General features: G+C 56.9%; 10 protein-coding genes and 1 tRNA gene. 9 read left to right on the top strand and 2 right to left on the bottom strand.

The features are described from left to right. Positions 1-66: 66 nt before the first annotated feature. Positions 67-1,149, bottom strand: coding sequence for an alkene reductase (locus PuT2_RS13280; protein WP_093971470.1), 1,083 nt, complete (start codon positions 1,147-1,149; stop codon positions 67-69). Positions 1,150-1,322: 173 nt separating this feature from the next. Between PuT2_RS13280 and PuT2_RS13275 the strand changes: the two genes are divergently transcribed. From PuT2_RS13275 to PuT2_RS13255, 5 genes are all read left to right on the top strand, one after another. Further along, complete coding sequence (locus PuT2_RS13275; RefSeq protein WP_093971469.1) at positions 1,323-1,976, top strand: TrkA family potassium uptake protein; 654 nt, start codon at positions 1,323-1,325, stop codon at positions 1,974-1,976. A gap of 3 nt (positions 1,977-1,979) precedes the next feature. Next, positions 1,980-3,347 (top strand): TrkH family potassium uptake protein, encoded by a 1,368-nt coding sequence (locus PuT2_RS13270; protein ID WP_093971468.1) that lies wholly within the window; start codon positions 1,980-1,982, stop codon positions 3,345-3,347. A gap of 72 nt (positions 3,348-3,419) precedes the next feature. Continuing rightward, positions 3,420-5,747, top strand: a complete 2,328-nt coding sequence (locus tag PuT2_RS13265) for an EAL domain-containing protein (protein WP_216820820.1) — start codon at positions 3,420-3,422, stop codon at positions 5,745-5,747. After that, positions 5,747-6,616 (top strand): phosphate/phosphite/phosphonate ABC transporter substrate-binding protein, encoded by an 870-nt coding sequence (locus tag PuT2_RS13260; protein ID WP_093971467.1) that lies wholly within the window; start codon positions 5,747-5,749, stop codon positions 6,614-6,616. Before PuT2_RS13265 ends, PuT2_RS13260 begins: the two co-directional genes overlap by 1 nt. An 80-nt stretch (positions 6,617-6,696) precedes the next feature. Next, entirely contained in the window at positions 6,697-8,793 is a 2,097-nt protein-coding gene (locus PuT2_RS13255) for a CocE/NonD family hydrolase (protein WP_093971466.1), read from the top strand. A gap of 152 nt (positions 8,794-8,945) precedes the next feature. On the opposite strand, the gene PuT2_RS13250 is transcribed toward PuT2_RS13255, so the two are convergent. Further along, positions 8,946-9,022 (bottom strand) — tRNA-Pro (locus PuT2_RS13250). Positions 9,023-9,222: 200 nt separating this feature from the next. Here PuT2_RS13250 and pgaA point away from each other — a divergent pair. The 4 genes from pgaA to pgaD are packed head-to-tail and all read left to right on the top strand — an operon-like array spanning position 9,223 to position 14,806. After that, positions 9,223-11,241, top strand: a complete 2,019-nt coding sequence (gene pgaA, locus PuT2_RS13245; protein ID WP_093971465.1) for a poly-beta-1,6 N-acetyl-D-glucosamine export porin PgaA — start codon at positions 9,223-9,225, stop codon at positions 11,239-11,241. A 9-nt stretch (positions 11,242-11,250) separates the two neighbouring features. Further along, the gene (gene pgaB / locus PuT2_RS13240) at positions 11,251-13,035 is read left to right on the top strand and encodes a poly-beta-1,6-N-acetyl-D-glucosamine N-deacetylase PgaB (RefSeq protein ID WP_093971464.1); all 1,785 of its coding nucleotides are present in this window, start codon (positions 11,251-11,253) and stop codon (positions 13,033-13,035) included. Beyond that, positions 13,032-14,363, top strand: a complete 1,332-nt coding sequence (pgaC, locus tag PuT2_RS13235; RefSeq protein ID WP_093971463.1) for a poly-beta-1,6-N-acetyl-D-glucosamine synthase — start codon at positions 13,032-13,034, stop codon at positions 14,361-14,363. Before pgaB ends, pgaC begins: the two co-directional genes overlap by 4 nt. After that, the gene (pgaD, locus tag PuT2_RS13230) at positions 14,360-14,806 is read left to right on the top strand and encodes a poly-beta-1,6-N-acetyl-D-glucosamine biosynthesis protein PgaD (RefSeq protein ID WP_093971462.1); all 447 of its coding nucleotides are present in this window, start codon (positions 14,360-14,362) and stop codon (positions 14,804-14,806) included. Before pgaC ends, pgaD begins: the two co-directional genes overlap by 4 nt. Positions 14,807-14,918 lie beyond the last annotated feature (112 nt).

The following is a 14,918-nucleotide window of genomic DNA, read 5'->3' as shown; positions in this document are numbered from 1 at the left end:
CGCCGCACACAAAAAGGCCCGGCATCAAGCCGGGCCAAATTACTGCTGGGCAAAAACCAGACGGCGTCAAGCTTCGGCAGATGCCTCGCAATCGGCCGGCGACAATGCAGGGTAATCGGTATAGCCTTTGGCGCCCTGACCATAAAACGTACTTGGATCGGGCTCGTTTAACGCATGGCCATCGCGCAAGCGAGCAACCAGGTCGGGGTTGGCAATAAACATGCGGCCAAACGCCACGGCATCGCCATCACCGTTATCAATCGCTTTTTGAGCCGTTTCGAGCGTATAGCTGCCATTGATGATGACCGGGCCGCCAAACAGCTTTTTCATTTGCGGGGCCAGGCTGTCGGGGCCTTGGGGTTCGCGCACAAACATGAACGCCAGGTTGCGTTTACCCAGTTGTTCGGCCACGTAATAAAACAGTGATGCCGGGTCGCTGTCGCGCATGGCATGCACACCGGCACGCGGCGACAAATGCACCCCAACGCGGCCGGACGGCCAGACACTGCACACGGCATCGACAATCTCGAGCAGGAAGCGCGCCCGGTTTTCGACAGAGCCGCCGTACTGGTCGGTACGCTGATTAGAACCGTCGTGCAAGAACTGGTCGATAAGGAAACCGTTGGCGCCGTGCACCTCGACACCGTCGAAGCCGGCATCTTTGGCGTTGCGTGCCGCCTGCACAAAGTCGGCCACAATGCCGGCGATTTCGTTGGTTTGAAGTGCGCGTGGCACAACGTAGTCGCGCTTGGGACGCAAAATGCTGACCTGCCCCTCACAGGCAATCGCGCTGGGCGCCACCGGGATTTCGCCGTTCAACAATTCGGGGTCGGAAACCCGGCCCACATGCCACAGCTGCAACACGATTTTCCCGCCGCGCGCATGAACCGCCTCGGTCACGCGTTTCCAGCCGTCGACCTGGGCCTTGCTCCAGATACCAGCGGTATCTGGGTAGCCGACGCCCTGAGCCGTAATTGACGTGGCTTCGGTAATAATTAGACCGGCATCGGCACGCTGACAGTAATACAGGCGGACCAGATCGGTTGGCGCCCGCCCTTCACCCGCACGGGTGCGCGTCAGCGGCGACATCACGATGCGGTTGCTTAACGACAAGCTGCCGAACTGAACCGGCTCAAATAAATTCACCATAGTGTGAGACTCGTATACAGGTTTACCCTAATTCAATAAAGTTAACATATTCTAGTGATATGCGGTACCCGCCAAGGAATATGCACTACGCTTACCTGCACGCCAACCCAGACGGCCATTAACAAGGCGCTTCAATACGCCTACAATGGCGCCCTGTCCAACAGGAGCAAACCATGGCGCAATTTGCCGTCATCGGCCTGGGTCGTTTTGGCTCGGCCGCATCGCTGGAACTTATGAAGCTGGGCCATTCGGTGCTGGGCGTCGACACCAGCGACAAATTGGTCAACAAATATGCCGACCAGCTCACCCACGCGGTCATTGCCGACGTCACCGACCGACGCGCCATCGAAGAACTTGGTCTGGATAATTACGACGTCGTTCTGGTAGCCATTGGCGCCGACCTGGAAGCCAGTTTGCTGTGTGTGGTGCATTTAAAAAGCGCGGGGGTGCAAAAGACATGGGTCAAAGCGACATCGCGCGCGCACCACACCATTCTGAGCAAACTAGGGGTTGACCGCATCATCCACCCCGAAGAAGAAATGGGTATTCGGGTTGCCCAGGCCCTGAGCTATCCCATGGTGACGGACTACATTTCGTTGGGTAACGGTCAGTTTGTGGTCGAGATTGACGTCGGTGAGCGACTCGACGGCACAAACGTGCGGCAATTTCTTGACGAAAGCCAAGAGGACATTCATATCTTGCTGGTCAAGCGCAAAGCCGACATTCATGTGCACCCTGACGATACGTTTGAACTGCACACCAAAGATGTATTGGTCATTGCCGGGCAGCTCGACGCACTGAAAACCATTGCACCCATGCTGTCATAAACCATGCGCAACTGGGACCCGCGGTTAACGCTGCGCCACTATCATCAAGTCAGACGCAATGGTCGCTTCAATGCCGCACCGCCCGTGGTGCTGGCGGGCGGCTTTATGTTGTTAAGCCTGATTGGGGCCCTGCTGCTTTGGCTGCCGTTTTCAGTTAACGCCCCGATCAGTCTGCTTACGGCTTTATTCTCGGCGGTTTCAGCAGTCACGATCACGGGGCTCAGCACGGTAGACATCAGCGTCACCTACACCCCGGTGGGGCAAGCTATCCTGATCACACTGGTTCAGATCGGCGGGCTGGGTTTTGTGACGTTTTCGATTGTGGCCGCGTTGGCCTTGGGCAAACGTATTTCGCTGCAACATCAGGCCTTGGCCCAAGAGGCTTTCAATCAAACCAGCGTAGCCACGGTCAGGCAAACCGCGTTTGCCATCATCAAGATCACACTTGTGCTTGAGTTGATTGGCATTGTTTGGTTTACCTTGTACTGGTGGCAAGAGTCGAGCTTGCTGAGCGCCCTGGGTCACGGCATATTTCATACCCTGGCTGCGTTCAACAACGCCGGCATCTCGTTGACTGCAACCCACCTTTCAAACTATGTCAGTGACCCGGTCGTCATCCTGGGTACTACCGCCCTGATCATTCTGGGCGGCATCGGGTTTCCCGTACTAAACGATATCCGGCAGAAAAAGTCCTGGAAGGCCCTCTCTCCGTATAGCAAAATCGTGCTTATTGGTACGGCCATCATGAACCTGATCGGTTTTGTGATGATCTGGCTGTTTGAATACGACAACCCCTTTACGCTTGGGCCGCTGGATATTGGCGGCCAAGCCTTGGGCGCCTGGCTGCAAAATGTCACGACACGCACTGCCGGCTTCAATAGCGTCGATATTGCCAGCCTTGAAGACAGCACGACCCTGCTGATGATGCTTTACATGTTTATTGGCGGCGGCTCGCTCAGCCTGGCCAGCGGCATCAAGATCGGGACGTTTATCGTGCTGATGGCGGCGGCCTATTCTTATATTTTCCAACGCCCGCAAGTCGTACTGCTCAAGCGCGCCATTTCGGCAGACACCGTGCAAAAATCGCTGGCGCTGCTGCTGATTACCGCAACACTTATCTTTTCGGCCACGCTCATCATGACGATGATCGAAGACGCGCCATTTATCAGCATTCTTTTCGAGGTCGTTTCGGCCGTCAGCACCACGGGCCTCAGCCGCGACCTGACGTCAACATTATCGTGGCCCAGCCAGTTTTTGGTGATCTTGCTCATGTTTGTTGGCCGACTTGGGCCCCTGACCCTCATATATAGCCTGAGTACCCAGCATCGCGGGCGGGTGCGCTACCCCGAGACCAGCTTCCAGATCGGTTAGGCGCGTCATAATCACGTCATCTTAGCGTGACAAAATTTCGGGACATCTGCATTTACCCCCGGAATCAATGCCTTGACCCGCCTCAAATCGTCTGTTTCACCCGGCTTCATTCAAGCGGCCATTGTCATCATGGGGTTGGTGACGATTGCATTTATCTGGCTGCTTGATCACCGGCAATACTCGGCGGCGCATGCCGAAGCATTGGATTCAAAGGCAAACGAGCACCTGAACCTGGCCACCATTGCCGCCGAACACCTGAAGCAGTTGGCAGATCGTTCGTTAGCGGTCAGTGCAGTCGTAAACTCGACCGCAAACACTTTGGGCAACAGCCCATCAGATGCCTCGCGCGCCCTGGCCAAAGACCCGGTATTCAACCGCTTTAGCATCTATGACGCGCGGGGAAACTGGCAATTCCACAGCCACGACAATCTGCCGGCGATCTTGCCGCAGCACTGGCTGGAGCAGGTTTACGCGCAAATCGAGAACCACGGCTTTGTGCCTTTTTTGCCCGTCAGCGACATCAGCGGGCCAAAAATTGCGGCCCCGAAATGGCACTTACCCCTTTTGCTGCCCGTTGCCGATCCGCAAACCCGAGGTCAGTTGGATCGCATTATGTTGGTTGAAATGGACGTCGGGTATTTGGCCAGCCTGTATCAAAACATTGAAATGGGCTATTCCGGTATTATCCAGTTGCTCGATGCTGCTGGTCAGGAACGGCTTCGCGCAGACACCAGCGGCGTTATATTCAATGGCGGTGCACTGATTGCCGGCCCGGAGCAAGCCAAAGATCCGCGGCGAGGCGGATACCGATCGGTGGCCAATGACAAGGTGTATCAAAGTATTTACGTGACTGCGCCTGAACACGGATGGCGCATTGTCGTCAGTCAGCAACTCGACGAGATTCTTACCCCGGTACAAACACGACAAACCAACCAGACGTGGTTGGGCATTATCATGAGCGTCGCCATACTGCTGGCGATTTCATGGTTTTTTACCGTGCTGCGTCGCCAGCAGGCCTCACTGAAAGCCTTACAAAACTCCGAGCAAGAGAAACAGCGTCTGATTGAAAGCCTGGAAACCGCCCATCGGCGTAGCAGCCATGCCGCATCAACCGACCATCTCAGTGGGCTGTTCAATCGCCGAGAATTCATCCGGATTGCATCGGACTGCCTGACGCAACAGCGCGCAAAACGACGCCTGTTGGCGATACTGTTCATTGACCTGGACCGCTTCAAATCCATTAACGACACCCTGGGCCATAAGGTTGGTGACATGCTGCTCCAAGCCGTTGCCGGACGTATCCAGCGCATGCTGGGCCCGGAAGATCAGGCCGCGCGCTTTGGCGGCGACGAATTTGTCGTCATGCTGGCCGACAACCGTAGCGAACAGCAAATTACAGAATGGGTCAAAGCGCTGACCGAAAAGCTGTCGGCAACCTATTCGCTTGAGGGCGTTGAGTTGAACACCAGCCCCAGCGTGGGCATTTCGATTTGCCCGCGCGATGCCCAGGACATCGATGAAATGATTCGTTGCGCTGACGCCGCCATGTACTCGGCCAAACGCGCCGGCCGCGGCCAGTACCGCTTCTTCGACCCGTCGTTGAATACCTCGCGCATCGAAGAATTCCATATCGAGCAGGCCTTGGGCGAGGCTTTGCGCAAACGTCAATTTATCTTGCATTACCAGCCGCAAGTCAGGCTGGATACACTGACCATCAGCGGCTACGAGGCCCTGGTACGCTGGCGCCATCCGGAGTTTGGTCTGGTGTATCCGGACCGCTTCATTGCCATTGCCGAGCGCAGCGGTTTTATCATTGACCTGGGTAAAGAAGTGCTGCGTCTAGCCTGCGAGCAACTTAAAAAATGGAAGGCCCAAGGCATCCGTACTACCGTTAGTGTGAATGTGTCGGCCTTACAGCTAGGGCAAGAAGATTTTGCCGACTCGGTACTTCGCGAGCTGGCCCTGCATGACATTGCCCCGGACCAGCTCGAACTGGAAATTACGGAAACCGCGATTCTAGATCGCGAACAACTGGCGATTGAGCATCTGGAACGGCTGAAAAAGGCCGGTATCACCATTAGCCTGGACGACTTCGGTCTAGGCTATGCCGGGTTTGCGCATCTGTACGCCTTGCCCATCAATAAGCTGAAGATTGATCGTGGTTTGATTGCACAGCTTTCAAACACCCACGATGACAGCCCAATTGTGTCTTCGACTATTGCCCTGGCCAAACGGCTACAGCTGCAAGTCGTTGCCGAGGGGGTCGAAACACGCGAGCAACTGGTTTATTTAAAAATTTCGGGATGCGATTACGGGCAAGGCTATCACTTTAGCCGACCCCTATCGGTTGAACAGCTACCGGAATTTGACGAAGCTTTTAAACTCAAAGAAGTGGCCTGATGCTGCGCTTTATCATGTTGTTAATTGCAGTGTTGGCTGGCCCGATTGCCCAGGCCGATACCACCTGCCGCGATACCGACTTGCGTATCGCCGTGATCCCAAAAAAAAGCATGGATGCACTGATCAAGGACTACGCGCCCTTGCTTCGCCATCTAAGCAAACATCTGGACATGCCCGTCGAAATCATACGGGCCGGCTCGTACGACGCCGTTGCCGATGCGGTTGTTTCGGGTGGGGTGGATATTGCCTGGCTTGGCCCCGCAGGCTACTTAACCGCCCACTTGCGCGACCCAGGCGTTGAGCCCTTTGCTAATCTCGTCCTGGAAAAAGGCGCGTACACACCGGCCGGCAACCATTATCAAGCGCTGTTGGTGGTGCGCGCCGATACCGGCGCCAAAACGCTCAAAGACCTTGCCGGCCAACGGGTCGCCCTGAACGACCCTTTAAGCACTTCGGGCAGCATTTTGCCTAATCGGGCGTTCCCCGACGCGGCGGGCATGCCGCTATCCGAGTTCTTTGAAAGCCAGGTGTACACCGGTTCGCACGACCGTTCACTGGACGCCTTGCTTAACAAGCGCGTCGATGCCGCCTTTGTCGCCAGCGTCAGGGCTGATGACTACATCAAGCACGGCAAAATGAGCCCTGACACGCTGCGCGTGCTGTGGCGTTCTGCGCCGATTTACTACGATCCGTTCGTGTTCAGCCCTATGGTGTGCCCGGCGCTTAAAGGCAAAATTCGCCACTTAATGCTTAACGAACCCACCGCGCTTAGTGGCTTTTTTAAATCACAACAAGCCACCGGTTTGATGCCAGCCAGCCACAGCGACTACGCGCCGCTGATCCCATTGATGGGCGAGACCACGAAATAGGGAAAAAACGTGTTACAACCGCCCCAGAAAAATCAGCATGCCTGGGGCTCGGCACAGAGCTCGCCATTGGAGACACCTTGATGTACGGGATAAAAAACACGTTAAAAAAACTGACGTTTAGCTTTTTGGTTATAGCTGGTGTGGCCGGCTGCACGGCCCAAATAACACAGCCCACAAACAGCCCGCAAAAAGAAACCGCACAAGCAGCAGCTTACGAATTCACGCTCGAGTATGAAACCCTAGAAATGAAAGACGGCGTCAAGCTAGCCGTCACTTTCTACCGGCCTGTTGCCAAAAAGCCCGGCGAAACTTTCCCGGCCCTGATCGAAATGGTGCCCTACCGTAAAGACGACTTCTTTGCCCTGAGCGACTACGGCTATGGCGCATACTTTGCCAAAAATGGCTATGTCGTTGCCCGAGTGGATGTTCGAGGAACGGGCGGCAGCGATGGCCCTGTACCCGTCAGCGAATATTCGGCCGCCGAAATTTCGGATGCCGAACAAATCATTGACCAGCTTTCCAAAAAAGAATGGTCCAACGGCAATGTCGGGATGTATGGCCTGTCATGGAGCGCCTTCAACTCGCTCATGACCGCCCACAGAAAGCCGCCAGCATTGAAAGCCATCATTGCTGCACACGGTTCGATCGACCTGTTTTACAACGACGTCCATTACAACAGCGGTGCGCTGACGCTCGATTACTACAGCCATCAAATCAGCACCGATAACGCCCTGCCCCAGAGCCCCGATTATCGAATTGACGAAACTTACTTCAAGAATCGTTTCGACAAAAAGCCCTGGATCTTTACCTGGATGCGCGAACAGCAAGACAGCGAATTCTGGCGTCAGGAATCGATCAAGTTCAAAGAGCCTCTATCGGTGCCTGCTTATGTGATTGGCGGATTGCTGGATGGTTATCGGGACTTTGTACTCGATGTCAAACAGCACTCGACCGCCCCGGTGATCGCCGAAATCGGGCCATGGAATCACGCATGGCCCGAATATGGTGCGCCCGGACCTAATTACGAATGGCGCCAAAGGGCCCTGCGCTGGTGGGACTATTGGCTCAAGGGCGTAGAAAACAACGTGCTTGATGAGCCCCGCTGGATGGCGTTCATGCGTACAGGGCAACCGCCGACAGCAGACCCGGCTATCGTGCCTGGCTACTGGCGCTGCGAGAAAAACTGGCCTGTTCAAGGAAGCACCGTTCAGCGCCTATACCCGCAAACACAACAGAAACTGACTGGCGCACCGACAAGCAAAACGACCAGCGACTCGCTGAAGTATGTGGCGGGCGCAGGTATGGCAGCGGGTGGCTGGTGGGGCGAACAAACCGGCGACATGTCGACCGACGATCGCAATAGCCTGGTGTATGACTCGGCCCCACTGACGCAAGCCATGGAGATCATGGGCAACCCGCTAGTGCATTTGCGGGTTGCAGCCGACGCACCTTTTTACCAGTGGAGTGTACGCCTTGAAGACGTCGCGCCAGATGGCACGGTGTCTCTGGTCAGTGGCGTGTCCATTAACCCTTCGCAGCGCCATTCGCGACTTTCACCGCAGGCCCTGACACCAGGCGAACCCGCGACCCTGACTGCACCGATTCACTTCACAACCTGGCGCTTCAAGCCTGGGCACCGGATTCGTCTGGCGATTTCTAACGCCCAATTCCCTATGCTTTGGCCTAGCCCGACACCCGGCACTACCCGCCTGATTCTGGGGAAAAACACGTGGTTCGAACTGCCTGTGGTGCCCACGCGCGATGCGACTGATGCTACCTGCCCCCTGCCGGCACCCGAACCCAGTGACGAGGCCCCCTTTGGCAAGACACTGGAAGATACCGGTACTGTGTTTACACGGCAGCGCGACGATGAAAAAGGCGAATCCACCTTTACGACCACTAGCAGTGTGGCGTGGACGCAGTACGACAACGAGTTCCGCTCTGCCGAATCGTATGAGTGGCACGTTAAGGATGCCTCCCCTGCCAATGCCCACTTCAAGGGCAAACGCAGAAATACATTCACGATCGACGGCGTAAAAATCGACCTGCTCGGTGAAATCAAGGTTGAGTCAGATGCCACTCACTTCGACGTGACATTTACCAAAACACTGCACAAAGACGGCACCCTGATCAGGGAAAAGACCTGGATCGAGCGTATTCCGCGACGCTTCCAGTAATACTAGGCTGTTGGCGCTGTTTATTGCAAACAGTGCCCGCCCCCTGGCAGACCCACGTTTGCCAGGGGTGCGCGCCTTACAAGCAAGCCAGACTAGGACCGCAAATAGAAAAAGGGTGACAGCAAAAAATGCTGTCACCCTTTTGAATTTATTGGTCGGGACGGAAGGATTCGAACCTTCGACCCCTTGCACCCCATGCAAGTGCGCTACCAGGCTGCGCTACGCCCCGACTAAAGAACGCTATTCTAGCACGTAAATTTTGCCGTAGTCAAAACGAAAACTAAAAAATATTTAACAGCCTAGACCGGGCGCCGCACGGCCTGCGCCACCCGACTTACGTCATCTCGCGCATATTCGTATTGGCGCGCCGTTTTTATAGTTTGCCCTACCAGCTGTATCTAGCCGTAAAAAAATGGACCGGGGCAAACCATGGGATCGGAAAAAAAGCGCAGTTCAAGTATTTTTCGGGCATCGGTACAGGCCGGCTGCGTGCTCGCGCTAGCCACTTCTGCTGCCCACGGTACAACCCCCGAAATTTACCAGGCGCTGCGACAGGCGCAGAACGCATACCAACTGGCCCCCGACAACACGCAAGCGCGACGTCAATATATCTTTGCGTTGCGCGACGCCCGCTTAAGCAACGCAGCACTGGCAATGGCACAGCGCTACCCGAATGCAGTCAGCAGCGACGAACTGCGTGTCCTCCAAGCCGACGAAGCCGCCGAACTCACGCGCCTGGCCAGCACGCCATCACGCAACCAGGAAGAACGCTACCGTCTGGCAGATCAGGCATTACAGCGCTATGACCAGTACCTGAACGACTGGCAGAAACAGGGACTAAGCGATACCGCTATTTATAGGCGCATTGAGCTGGACCGCCTGCAGGCCTTGCATGCTCGCCAGTCCATGCAGACCCTGGTTGACACCTACGAAGCAATGCAGCGTCGCGGCGTTACGATTCCGTCGTACCTGCTCAATGAAATAGCCTCGGCCTACCTGTACCTGAAACAGCCCGAGAAAGCGACGGCACTATTCCAGGCGGCACTGAACGCCGAGCGCTTGGACAGTGCGGAAGTCAATGACGACGAGCTGGCCTACTACTACGCACTGCAGGAAAGTGGTGAACACGCCGCCGCCCGGGCCCATTTAACCGCCCTATCCAACCGCCAGGGGCCATGGCGTCGGGTTGCCGGCAACCCCCAGCCTTTGCCCAACGAGAACTTTCTGAATACGGCACGCACATCGGCTATCGACCCGATTTATGCTGGACAAGTCGGTAACGCTATAGATCAATTGCAACAATTGGCCGATGAAGCACCTCGTGATGCGGGTCTGCGCATCGCACTGGGCAACGCCCAATACCTGCAAGGCTTTCATCGTCAGGCCGAAGTCACCTTGAAGCAAGCCGAGTCGTTGGAACCGCAGAATCCGGAACTCATCAGTGCGCAAGGCATGAATGCGCTGTCTTTACACGAATGGGAGCAGGCGCGCCTGCTGAAAGACTATGCCGTTACCCACTACCCCGAGTCGCCGGCAACACAGCGTTTAAAAGAAGAGTGGGAGACGCAGCAAAAATACGAGTTGCAGATCAGCGCAGTGCGCGGACACGCTACCGACAGCCCCGTTACGGGCGGCAAGGATTTTCGGACTGAAGCGACGCTTTATACGCCAACCAGTGACAACGGCATGCGCTATTTTAGTGGCGCAGGGTACGCCCAGGGCGACTTTGAAGAAGGTGAGCTCAACCAACGCTGGCTGCGCGCCGGTGCCCAATGGCGGACACGCGACCTCATTATCGAGAGTGATGTGTCGTCTCAGCAGTATGGCTATGGCACCAAAATGGGCGCACGTGCAGCCGTCACGGCGTGGCTGAACGACCAATGGCAAGTCGGTGCGCAAGCCGCATGGCGCCCGGTATCCACCCCCATGCGCGCACTGAAAAACAATATCTGGGGCAAGCGCCTTGACCTTTGGGTGCAGCGCAATGGCAAAGACGACAGCCAATGGTTGCTCGCCTTTGCGCCTACACGATTCAGTGACGGCAATCAGCGGTTTGAAGCCCGGCTGTCAGGCCGTGAGCGGCTATACAGCAGCGCTGAATTCACCGCCCACCTGGAACTGGATGTCAGCGCCTCGCGCAACAGCCGCACCGACGTCCCCTATTTCAGCCCCCGTCAAGACCTGGAGGTATTGCCCGGCCTGGTGCTGACACAAACCCTGTACCAACGCTATGACACCGTCGTCACGCACAGCCTTCAGTTAAGGGCAGGCCTGTACAAGCAGCGCGACTACAGCGCCGGCAGTGTGATGGCCGTGGGCTATGGCGTGCGCTACCAAACCGGCAAAAACGTCGACATTCAAGCCAACGTGCTAGGTGTCAGGCGCCCTTATGACGGCAAGCAAGAGCGCGAACTGCGCTTTCAGCTTGAACTCAATCTGCGCTTCTAGGAGCCCTTCATGCCTCACGCCCACGTCTTGACGCCGTTTGGCGGCAACACCCGACACGCTTACGGCGCAAGCCGGGTTGCCCATGTATTGCGTTTTGCCGCCCTACTGCTTTTTTCGCTGCTCTTGGCGGCTTGCAGCAGTATCGATCGAGGCGTGCCATTTGTGCCGCCGGCGCAAAGACAGGCGTCGCCGGCCACCCTGGCCTGGCCCACAAACCACTACCTGGCGCTGGCCTACCACGATGTCGAAGACGAAAACCCCGACCAGACCTTTGTCAGCGTCGGCACGACGCATCTTCAAGAGCAATTTGCCTGGCTGCACGCGAACGGCTATCAACCCGTCAGCGTTGACCAGATTTTCGCGGCAGCGGACGGTGGCCCCGCATTGCCGTCACGCGCCGTACTGCTGAGCTTCGACGACGGCTACCGCAGCTTCTACGAACGCGTATACCCATTGTTGCGAGCCTATGACTGGCCGGCTGTATTGGCCCCGGTAGGTGTATGGGTCGATCCGCCAGACAATGGCGGCACCGTCAGCTTTGGCGGGAAGCCAGTACCCCGCGAAAAGTTTTTAACTTGGGGGCAGATTACTGAAATGGCCGCATCGGGCCTGGTTGAAGTAGCCGCCCACACCAACAACCTTCACTACGGTATTACGGCCAACCCGCAGGGCAATCAGCAACCGGCCGCCGCTGCGCGCCGGTACGATCCTGCAACCGGCCGATACGAAAACGACGCCGAATTCAGTGTACGGATCAGGGATGATGTTCGGGCAATAAGCCAAAAGATCACTCAGGCGACCGGTAAAGCGCCCCGGGTGTGGGTATGGCCGTATGGCACCACGAGCGGCATGGCCGCAAGCATTATTCAGTCTGAAGGCTATCGGCTACTGCTAACCCTGGACGACGGTCTGGCATCGATGCAGCAAATGGACCGCGCCCCGCGTTTATTGGTATCAAACGACCCGGCACTGACCGGCTTTGCCAACGCGGTCGTGGCCCAAGAGCGCCCCGAAGTCATGCGCGGCGTGCACGTACGCCTGGCAGACCTCTACGACCCTGATCCAGCCAAGACCGATGAGAACCTGGGCGCACTGGTGCAGCGCATTGCCGATCTGCAGATTACGACGGTATTCCTCGAGGCCGCCGACGCAGCAACGCCGGACAACACCCAGCCGGCAGTCTACTTTCCTAATAGCCAACGACCTGTACGCGCTGATTTGTTCAATCGGGTAGCGTGGCAATTAAGAAGTCGTGCGTTTGTGGATGTGTACGCGTATTTGCCGCAACCGACCAACACGGCGCTATACGAAGACCTGGCCCGGTACGCTATTTTTGCCGGCCTGGCGCTGGATGACAGCGCTTCGAACCCGACGGCAGATCAGGCATTGCGCGATCACGACATCATCCAGCGCGTCAAAGCCATCCGGGGCCAGGACACCCGTGTTGCCCGCGTACTGAAAGTGGATGACGGCGCAACCGCCGAGCACATGCAGCGCCGCCTCGACCTGGCGCTGGCATCGGCCGACTGGGTGCTACTGGCGCCAAGCCGCCAAACCGACACCCTTCAACTTAATGTGCTGGCCGATGCCGTCCAGCGCAGCGCTGCGCCTTCTCGCGCAGCCATTACCTTATCTGCCGGCACCGACGACACCCTTCTGGCCGGCCAGATGAAGCACCTTCAAACACGGGGCGTACGCAGCTACACCTATCGCACCGACGACCACAACCCCGACACACCGCGCCTTAGCGTGATCCGGCCGGTCTTGTCCAACGCTTGGTATCCCTTCAAATGATAGACAGACTCATTGCCCTGCTTGCCCTGGCCATGGTTGTGGGCGCCCCCGTTAGTGTAGCCCTGGGCTGGACCAGCACACTGTTGCTGAACTACGTTTTTTATTACCCGCTGGTGATGTCGGCACTGTGGATGAGTGGCGGCGTGTATTTCTGGTGGCGCTGGGAACGTCACTGGCCCTGGGGCCCTAACCAGCCCCCGCCAAATCTCGCGGGTCATCCACGGATCAGCATTTTGATCCCTTGTTACAACGAGGGTCGAAACGCCAATGACACGATCCTGGCTGCGCTGGCGCAAGACTACGACAACCTGGAGGTCATCGTCATCAATGATGGATCGAGCGATGACACCGGCGCGGTATGCGATGCGCTGGCTGAACAACACCCGAACCTGCGCGTACTGCATCTGGCGCACAACCAGGGTAAAGCCATGGCGTTGCGCATGGGTGCCATGGCGGCCAACAGCGAATACCTGGTGTGTATTGATGGCGATGCCATGCTGACGCCCGAAGCATGCCGTTATCTGGTCGCCCCGCTGGTCGACAACCCACGCGTGGGTGCGGTCACCGGCAACCCGCGTATTCGTACCCGCTCAACCCTGATCGGACAAATCCAGGTAGGCGAATTTTCTTCCATTATCGGCCTGATCAAACGCACCCAACGCGTATACGGACGCATCTTCAGCGTGTCCGGCGTCGTGGCTGCCTTCCGGCGCAGCGCCCTGGACGAGGTCGGTTACTGGAGCCTGGACATGATCACCGAGGACATCGATATCACCTGGAAACTGCAGATGAAGCAGTGGCAGGTGTTCTATGAGCCGCGAGCCTTGTGCTGGATCTTGATGCCAGAAACGCTGCGGGGGCTCTGGAAGCAGCGGTCGCGTTGGGCCCAGGGCGGTGCCGAGGTCTTCTTGAAAAACCTGACCGCCATCGTCGCGTGGGATCAGCGTCGCATGTGGCTGTTGATGATCGATTACGCCTTGTCGGTGCTGTGGGCCTTTGCTTTGGCAATTTCTATCTTGCTGTGGGTACTCGGTTCACTGGCCGAGCTGCCCGAACCGGCCCAGGTTGCAGCATTTTTGCCGCCCACATACACCGGCCTGGCGCTGGCCGCAGTATGCCTGCTGCAGTTCACGATCAGCATCTTGATTGACCACCGCTATGAGCCCGGGCTGACGAAATCTTTGTACTGGATCGTCTGGTACCCGTTCTTGTACTGGCTTATCAGTTTCACCACCACGTTGTACAGCTTTCCTAAAGTCATGCTTCGCCTGCGACGCCGACGTGCCCGCTGGACTAGCCCTGACCGCGGGATCAAGGAGCTCACATGACCACACTGATTCATACCCCCTGTTCCCGTATCCACAAAATTATGGACCGAGGCACAACCGCACTGGGCTGGACGGGCTTTGCCTACCTGCTCGCGCCAGACTCTATTGCCTATGCCTCAGTACAGACGCTCGCGCTGGATATGAACGCCGTCAGCCTTTTTTCGGCAACCCTGGTTTGCAGCAGCCTCGGGCTGACGGCCTGGTCGCTCTACAACAAATGGCTATATCAACGTGGCCTGACGGCGGAGGCTGCAGCCTATCACCCGCTCGTTGACGACCGGGTTGTTGCTGATCATTTCCTGATTGCGCCAGAAGACCTGGAAAGTGTTCACGAAAGCCGTCGTACGGTGATTTACCACACCGAAGAAGGCACCATCGTCAGGCTGGAAACCGATGACGACGGACGCGCAAAGCATGCTGGCCATTTGCGCCTTATAGCCTAGCCATACGGGGGAAACCCTTCCCCCTTGCAGCCGAATACGACACGCCAAAGCCTACGTTCAAAAACCTTTCCGGCCTAAGACTTTTATCTCATGTTTGTGACTGTCCCCGTCT

The sequence above is a fragment of the Pusillimonas sp. T2 genome, from assembly GCF_002236805.1.
Classification (GTDB): domain Bacteria; phylum Pseudomonadota; class Gammaproteobacteria; order Burkholderiales; family Burkholderiaceae_B; genus Neopusillimonas.
The sequence above is the reverse complement of the archived record's forward strand: the minus strand, read 5'-3'. Positions and strand labels throughout refer to the sequence as shown.

Coding starts and splice junctions, on each gene's coding strand:
- PuT2_RS13275 (WP_093971469.1), top strand. CDS start 1,323: ATGGCGCAATTTGCCGTCATCGGCCTGGGTCGTTTTGGCTCGGCCGCA.
- PuT2_RS13280 (WP_093971470.1), bottom strand. CDS start 1,149: ATGGTGAATTTATTTGAGCCGGTTCAGTTCGGCAGCTTGTCGTTAAGC.
- PuT2_RS13270 (WP_093971468.1), top strand. CDS start 1,980: ATGCGCAACTGGGACCCGCGGTTAACGCTGCGCCACTATCATCAAGTC.
- PuT2_RS13260 (WP_093971467.1), top strand. CDS start 5,747: ATGCTGCGCTTTATCATGTTGTTAATTGCAGTGTTGGCTGGCCCGATT.
- pgaC (WP_093971463.1), top strand. CDS start 13,032: ATGATAGACAGACTCATTGCCCTGCTTGCCCTGGCCATGGTTGTGGGC.
- pgaA (WP_093971465.1), top strand. CDS start 9,223: ATGGGATCGGAAAAAAAGCGCAGTTCAAGTATTTTTCGGGCATCGGTA.
- pgaB (WP_093971464.1), top strand. CDS start 11,251: ATGCCTCACGCCCACGTCTTGACGCCGTTTGGCGGCAACACCCGACAC.
- PuT2_RS13255 (WP_093971466.1), top strand. CDS start 6,697: ATGTACGGGATAAAAAACACGTTAAAAAAACTGACGTTTAGCTTTTTG.
- pgaD (WP_093971462.1), top strand. CDS start 14,360: ATGACCACACTGATTCATACCCCCTGTTCCCGTATCCACAAAATTATG.